Annotated in this window: 7 protein-coding genes and 5 tRNA genes; 7 read left to right on the top strand and 5 right to left on the bottom strand. The window is 72.5% G+C overall.

All coding sequences use genetic code 11. From position 1 onward, the window contains the following. Positions 1-39 precede the first annotated feature (39 nt). The gene (locus CCN29_RS26275) at positions 40-603 is read left to right on the top strand and encodes a CGNR zinc finger domain-containing protein (RefSeq protein ID WP_006130383.1); all 564 of its coding nucleotides are present in this window, start codon (positions 40-42) and stop codon (positions 601-603) included. A gap of 84 nt (positions 604-687) precedes the next feature. On the opposite strand, the gene CCN29_RS36245 is transcribed toward CCN29_RS26275, so the two are convergent. Both CCN29_RS36245 and CCN29_RS26270 read right to left on the bottom strand, forming a co-directional pair. Next, positions 688-840: a hypothetical protein gene (locus tag CCN29_RS36245; RefSeq protein ID WP_006130384.1), complete on the bottom strand. Its 153-nt coding sequence runs from the start codon at positions 838-840 to the stop codon at positions 688-690. 149 nt (positions 841-989) lie between these two features. Further along, positions 990-1,451 carry a hypothetical protein gene (locus CCN29_RS26270; RefSeq protein ID WP_086684961.1) on the bottom strand — a complete coding sequence of 154 codons (462 nt, stop codon included), beginning with the start codon at positions 1,449-1,451 and terminating at the stop codon, positions 990-992. Between the two features lie 241 nt (positions 1,452-1,692). On the opposite strand from CCN29_RS26270, the gene CCN29_RS26265 reads away from it, so the two are divergent. Continuing rightward, the gene (locus tag CCN29_RS26265) at positions 1,693-2,217 is read left to right on the top strand and encodes a DsbA family protein (RefSeq protein WP_006130386.1); all 525 of its coding nucleotides are present in this window, start codon (positions 1,693-1,695) and stop codon (positions 2,215-2,217) included. A gap of 51 nt (positions 2,218-2,268) precedes the next feature. On the opposite strand, the gene CCN29_RS26260 is transcribed toward CCN29_RS26265, so the two are convergent. From CCN29_RS26260 to CCN29_RS26250, 3 genes are read right to left on the bottom strand one after another with little or no spacing between them, the layout of a single operon-like run. Continuing rightward, positions 2,269-3,090, bottom strand: coding sequence for a GNAT family N-acetyltransferase (locus CCN29_RS26260; RefSeq protein WP_006130387.1), 822 nt, complete (start codon positions 3,088-3,090; stop codon positions 2,269-2,271). A 52-nt stretch (positions 3,091-3,142) separates the two neighbouring features. After that, on the bottom strand, positions 3,143-3,964 hold the full coding sequence (locus CCN29_RS26255) for an aminotransferase class IV (RefSeq protein WP_006130388.1): 822 nt from the start codon (positions 3,962-3,964) through the stop codon (positions 3,143-3,145). Continuing rightward, positions 3,961-5,013 (bottom strand): chorismate-binding protein, encoded by a 1,053-nt coding sequence (locus CCN29_RS26250; protein WP_031022764.1) that lies wholly within the window; start codon positions 5,011-5,013, stop codon positions 3,961-3,963. Before CCN29_RS26250 ends, CCN29_RS26255 begins: the two co-directional genes overlap by 4 nt. Positions 5,014-5,166: 153 nt before the next feature. Here CCN29_RS26250 and CCN29_RS26245 point away from each other — a divergent pair. From CCN29_RS26245 to CCN29_RS26225, 5 genes are all read left to right on the top strand, one after another. Next, positions 5,167-5,239, top strand: a tRNA-Gly gene (locus CCN29_RS26245). A 37-nt stretch (positions 5,240-5,276) separates the two neighbouring features. Then, positions 5,277-5,350: transfer RNA gene (locus CCN29_RS26240), tRNA-Cys, on the top strand. A 1-nt stretch (position 5,351) separates the two neighbouring features. Continuing rightward, positions 5,352-5,423: transfer RNA gene (locus CCN29_RS26235), tRNA-Val, on the top strand. Between the two features lie 40 nt (positions 5,424-5,463). Then, positions 5,464-5,535: transfer RNA gene (locus CCN29_RS26230), tRNA-Val, on the top strand. A gap of 43 nt (positions 5,536-5,578) precedes the next feature. Then, positions 5,579-5,650, top strand: a tRNA-Val gene (locus CCN29_RS26225). Positions 5,651-5,696 lie beyond the last annotated feature (46 nt).

Below are 5,696 nucleotides of genomic sequence, written 5' to 3'. Positions count from 1 at the left end.
GGCGGGCGCCCGCCCGACCCCCAGGCCAGGGAGCGAATCGTGCTGATCACCCATGACACCCGGTGCGCGCTGGACACCGTGGTGGACCTGGTGAACACCGCACCGGAGGACGACGGCGCGACTCCGGACGGGTTGCCGGACGTCGCGGCCCTCGAGGCGTTCGTGCGGGACCACGAGGTCAGCGAGGTCGGGGTGCTCACCGAGTTCGACCTGGCCGCGGTGCGCAAGATCCGCGGCCGGTTCGCCGCGGTGTTCGCCGCTCCCGACGCCCGCGGGGCCGCCACCTTGATCAACGAGCTGATCGCGGCCGCCGGCACCACTCCCCGGCTCACCGACCACGACGGCTACGACTGGCACGTGCACTACTTCGCCCCGGGCGCCTCCGTGGCCGACCATCTGGCCGCCGACTGCGGGATGGCGCTGGCGTTCTTCGTGGTCGCCGGTGAGCAGGAGCGTCTGCGCCGCTGCGAGGCGCCGGACTGCCGGCACGCCTTTGTCGACCTGTCCCGCAACCGCTCGCGCCGCTACTGCGACAGCCGCACCTGCGGCAACCGGCTGCATGTCGCCGCCTACCGGGCGCGCCGCAAGGAGGCGGCGGGCTGACCCGCCCCGCCGCGACGGAGCGTCACCGGAGAGGTCCGTGCCGACGCGGTCCCGACGGGTGACGCCGGGAACCGCGGGTACGGCTCAGAGCCACAGCAGGTCGTGCAACGCGGCCGAGAGCAGCAGACACCCGATCACCGCAAGGAAGATCATCAGCGGTGGCTGGGATAGGGCGAAGAGGCATCCGCGCGGCTCGTCCTGCTGCGGCGCGGCATCGCTCTGTGTCGTGTCCAGCATCTCGCCGCGATGATGACGCATCGGACGGGCCGGACGCGATCAACACCCACGGAAATCATGTCGGTACACGGAAAGCGCGGTCTACCGGTCAGAGCGTGATCGTTTCCGCGCGGTCCGGGACCTGCTGTGACGCATGTGGTCCTGGGCGTTCATATGCCGTGCTTCTTGAGGATGGCCTCGATGTCGCTGAAGTCGTCGTCGCCCTGCGCGGCCGGCTTCTGCCGGGGTGCGGGACCCTGCCCGCGGGAGGCGGCCTGTCCGAGGGCGGGTGCGGACGCGCCCGGCGCCGTGGCGGCGGGGGCGCTCGTCTCCCGTGCCGCTTCCCGGGCCGCCTTGCGTTCCTTGCGCGTGCCGCCGCGCCGGCGCTCGACCGTGCGGGTCGTGGCGAACAGCAGCCAGGACAGGCCCAGCACGCCGAAGCCCGCCCATGCCGTCGGGCTGAAAGCGGTGTCCGCGAGCCACTCGACGACGCCGGTCATCACCAGCCCGAGCGGCACCAGCGCGTACGCGGCGATGCGGGTCGCCGTGAGGTAGCGCTTGCGGTAGGCCGCGACCACCGCGATGCCCAGGCCTGCCGCGGCGACGGCGGAGCAGACGGTCTCGGCAATCATCCGGTCCTCCAGGGCAGCGTGCGTGCGGTCGCGAGGGTCTTCGTCTTCCGTCCCTTCCATCCTGCACCCGGTGGGCCCGGAGCAGCCATGGCCGGGGCGGACATCAGGGACATCTCCGGGTCACGGCTCCTCCGCAGGTGCCGGTCGGCCCGCACCTGAGGGATCTCAGGGCCGTGGGCGCGGGCCGCAGGGCCCGGGGGCGGATTGGGTGGTGCCGGGGACCGGCTGGAAGACTGTTGGCATGAGCGACTCCTCCCCCGCCCGCCCCGCCGCCCCCGTCCTCGACGTGTGGTGCGAGCTCCAGTGTTCCGACTGCCGTACCGCCCTTGACGACCTCCGCGCCCTGCGGGCCCGGTACGGCGACCGGCTGGAGATCCGGCTGCGGCACTTCCCGCTGGAGAAGCACAAGCACGCCTTCGCCGCGGCGCAGGCCGCCGAGGAGGCGTGGGAGCAGGGCCGCGGCTGGGACTATGCGGAGGCCGTGCTGGGCCGGGTCGAGGAGCTGGAGCGCCGGGGTGAGGCGGTGCTGGTCGAGGTCGCCCGGGAGCTGGGTCTCGACGCCGACGAGGTCGACACCGCGCTGATCGACGGCCGGCACATCCTGGTGGTCGACGCGGACCAGGCCGAGGGCAAGGCGATCGGGGTGAGCGGGACGCCGACGTACGTCATCGGCGGGGAGCGGCTCGACGGCGGCAAGAGCCAGGAGGGGCTGCGCGCGCGGATCGAGGAGATCGCGGACCGGCTGCTGGCCGGGCAGGGTGCCTGACCCCGCCCGTCCTGTCCGCCCGTCCTGTCGCCCGTCCCGGCCGCCCTGCGGCTACAGCGGCTTGTACAGCGAGTACCGGGTCGTGGTGTAGCCGAGCGAGTCGTAGAGCCGTTCGGCCGGGGTGTTGCCGGCGAACACGTTGAGGCCGATGGTGCGGTTGCCCGCGGCGGCCGCCTGGGCCTCGGCGAGGAGCATCAGGCTGCGCCCGTGGCCCCGGCCCCGGTGTGCGGGCCGGGTCTCCACGTCGAACACGTAGGCGCGCTCCCCGCGTACGGCGAGCCAGAGCGTGCCGACCACGGTGCCCTCGTGCTCGAGGACGCTGAGGACCATGTCCTCCGTGGCGAGGCCGTCGGGCAGCAGTGCCTCCTGGTCGGCGGCGGCCTTGGCCTGTGCCTCCTCCTCGGGCACCCCGCGCCGCGTCCACTCGCGCGCGTAGTCCGCGGAGCTCTCGGCCTGCCAGACCTCGTACTCCGCCTCGGTCATGGGACGTGCGCGGGTGCCGTCCGGCAGGGCGGGCGGGGTGTCGCCGAGGGCCTTCTCCATGTTCCGGTTGCGCACGACGTAGCCGAGCGCCGTGGCGAGAGTGAGGGCGGTGCCCGGTTCGGCGGGGACGGTGGCCTCGATGCGGCGGCAGCCCCAGCCGCGGGCCACCTCCTCCGCCGCGAGGGCGGCCACCGCGCCCCGGCCGCGCCCGCGGTCGGGTTCGTCGATGCGCAGAGAGACGATGCAGGCCACGGTGTCCCCGAAGACCGGGTCCGTGCCGAGGCGCACCTCCCCTACGGGACGGCTGTTGACGCAGACGTGGAAGTGGCGCGAACGCGTCCCGTCGGGGTTACGCTGAAGCGGCTCGGTCGGCCGCAGGGTGGTGGTCATCAGAGGTGTTCTACCCTGCCGCGCGCCCCGCTTCAGCCGGTTTTCCGGCCCCTCACGGGTCGATGTCCTCGGCGGACCGCTCGTCGAAGATCCGCATGGCCTTGGCCGTCACCGGGCCGGGGGCGGCGGACAGTTCGCGGTCGTCGACGCGGTGCACGGCCTGCACGTCACGCAGGGTGGAGGTGAGGAAGATCTCGTCGGCCTCGCGCAGGACGTCCAGCGGCAGGTCGGTCTCCTTGGCGCCGGTCCACTCGGCGACCAGGGCGCGGGTGATGCCCGCGAGGCAGCCGGAGGCGAGCGGCGGGGTGTGGATCTCGCCGTGGAGGACGACGAAGACGTTCGACCCGGTGCCCTCGCAGAGCTGTCCGACGGTGTTGGCGAACAGCGCCTCGGTGGCGCCGTGTTCGTGGGCGCGGGCGAGGGCGACGACGTTCTCGGCGTACGAGGTGGTCTTGAGGCCGGTGAGCGCGCCGCGCTCGTTGCGGGTCCAGGGCACGGTGACGACGGCCGTGGTGTCGGGGCGGCGGGCGGTCCCGCCGAGGGCGACCACGAGGGTCGGGCCCTGGTCGCCGCGGTCGGAGCCGAGCGGGCCGTGTCCGCCGGTGTAGGTCAGGCGCAGCCGGCCGAGCGGCACGGGGTTGGCCTCAAGGACGGCGGCGCAGGCGCGGCGGACCTCGTCGAGGTCGGGGTCGGGCAGTCCGAGTCCGCGGGCCGAGCGGGTCAGCCGGTCGAGGTGCCGGGTGAGGGCGAACGGCCGGCCGTCCACGGCCTTCACCGTCTCGAAGATGCCGTCGCCCACGGTCAGTCCGTGGTCGAAGACGGAGACGCGGGCGGTCTCGGAGTCCCGCAGCGCGCCGTCGAGCCAGATCTTCACGTCCGGATCCTTTCGCTCACCTGGTACGTCCCCGACGCTACCGCGAGCAGCCGGGAAGCCTTCAGTTCGGTCTCGCGCCACTCCCCCTCGGGGTCGGAACCCCAGGTGATGCCGGCGCCGGTGCCGAACCGCAGCACGGCCGCGCCGTCCGTGCCCCGGTCGATCCAGAAGGTGCGGATGCCGACGGCGAGCACGCCGGTGCCGCGGTCGGCGTCGACCCAGCCGATGCCCCCGCAGTACGGGCCGCGCGGGGCGGTCTCCAGCGCGTCGATGATCCGCAGGGCGCTGGACTTGGGCGCTCCGGTGACGGAGCCTGGCGGGAAGGCGGCGCGCAGCAGCGCGGGCCAGCCTTCGCCGTCGCGCAGTTCGCCGCGGACCGTGGAGACGAGGTGGACCAGGCCCGGGTGCTTCTCGACGGCGCAGAGGTCGGGGACGGTGACCGTGCCGGTGGCGCAGACCTGTCCGATGTCGTTGCGGACCAGGTCGACGATCATGACGTTCTCGGCGTAGTCCTTCTCCAGCAGGTCCGCCTCGGTGCGGCCGGTGCCCTTGATCGGCCCGGACTCGACGACGCGGCCGTCCCGGCGGAGGAACAGCTCGGGCGAGGCGGTGGCGATCTCCACGCCGTGCCGCGGCAGCCGAATCGTTCCTGCGTACGGCGCGGGGTTGCCGCGCGCCAGCAGGGCGGTGAGGGCGTCCACGTCGGCGTCCGCGGGCACCGGCGCGGACAGGACGCGGCAGAGGTTCGCCTGGTACACCTCGCCCGCCGCGATGTGGTCGCGTATCCGGCCCACCGCCGCCGTGTACGCGGCGCGGTCGAGGGAGGACGTCCAGTCGCCGGCGGCCGGTCCGCGCCAGGCGCCCGGGGCGGGCGGCGGTACGGGCTCGGTGCGGACGTCCCGGAACCGGGCGCAGGTCAGGCGCCCCTCGAAGTCGGCGGCGACGGCCCAGAAGCCCGTGGAGTCGAGGGCGGCGGGGTCGTCGGTGACGTCGGCGAGGCCGGTGGCGACGCGGTCACCGAAGCGCGCGAGAGGTGGCAGGTCGTGCACGCCACGAGTCTATGGCGGGGGCGCGTGGGTGACGTGACCACGCCCCTGAGCAGGCGCAGCGCAGCACGCTGCACAAACGGGTTTTTGTGCTGGCCCCGGAATCCGCTAGAGTTCAGTTCGTCGCCGGGACGCGCAAGCGGACCGAAACGACAGGCGGACGTAGCTCAGTTGGTAGAGCGCAACCTTGCCAAGGTTGAGGTCGCGAGTTCGAGCCTCGTCGTCCGCTCGAAGGAAGAGGGGGCTTCCCGGTCCCCTACACTCCTGGTGGAGTGGCCGAGAGGCGAGGCAACGGCCTGCAAAGCCGTCTACACGGGTTCAAATCCCGTCTCCACCTCCAAGGACGATTAGCTCAGCGGGAGAGCGCTTCCCTGACACGGAAGAGGTCACTGGTTCAATCCCAGTATCGTCCACTGGATCTCCGGATCCTGGATCTGCGAAGATCCGAACCCCGCGCGATTAGCTCAGCGGGAGAGCGCTTCCCTGACACGGAAGAGGTCACTGGTTCAATCCCAGTATCGCGCACACAATGCCCATGATCCGCTCCGCGGAGTGGTCGTGGTCCCGAGGACGATTAGCTCAGCGGGAGAGCGCTTCCCTGACACGGAAGAGGTCACTGGTTCAATCCCAGTATCGTCCACACGGTTCGAAGCCCCCGGTCCTGCGACCGGGGGCTTCGAACCGTG

It is taken from the genome of Streptomyces pseudogriseolus, from assembly GCA_002154585.1.
GTDB lineage: Bacteria > Actinomycetota > Actinomycetes > Streptomycetales > Streptomycetaceae > Streptomyces > Streptomyces pseudogriseolus.
Note: the sequence above shows the minus strand (reverse complement) of the source record. Positions and strands in the feature narration are given on the sequence as shown.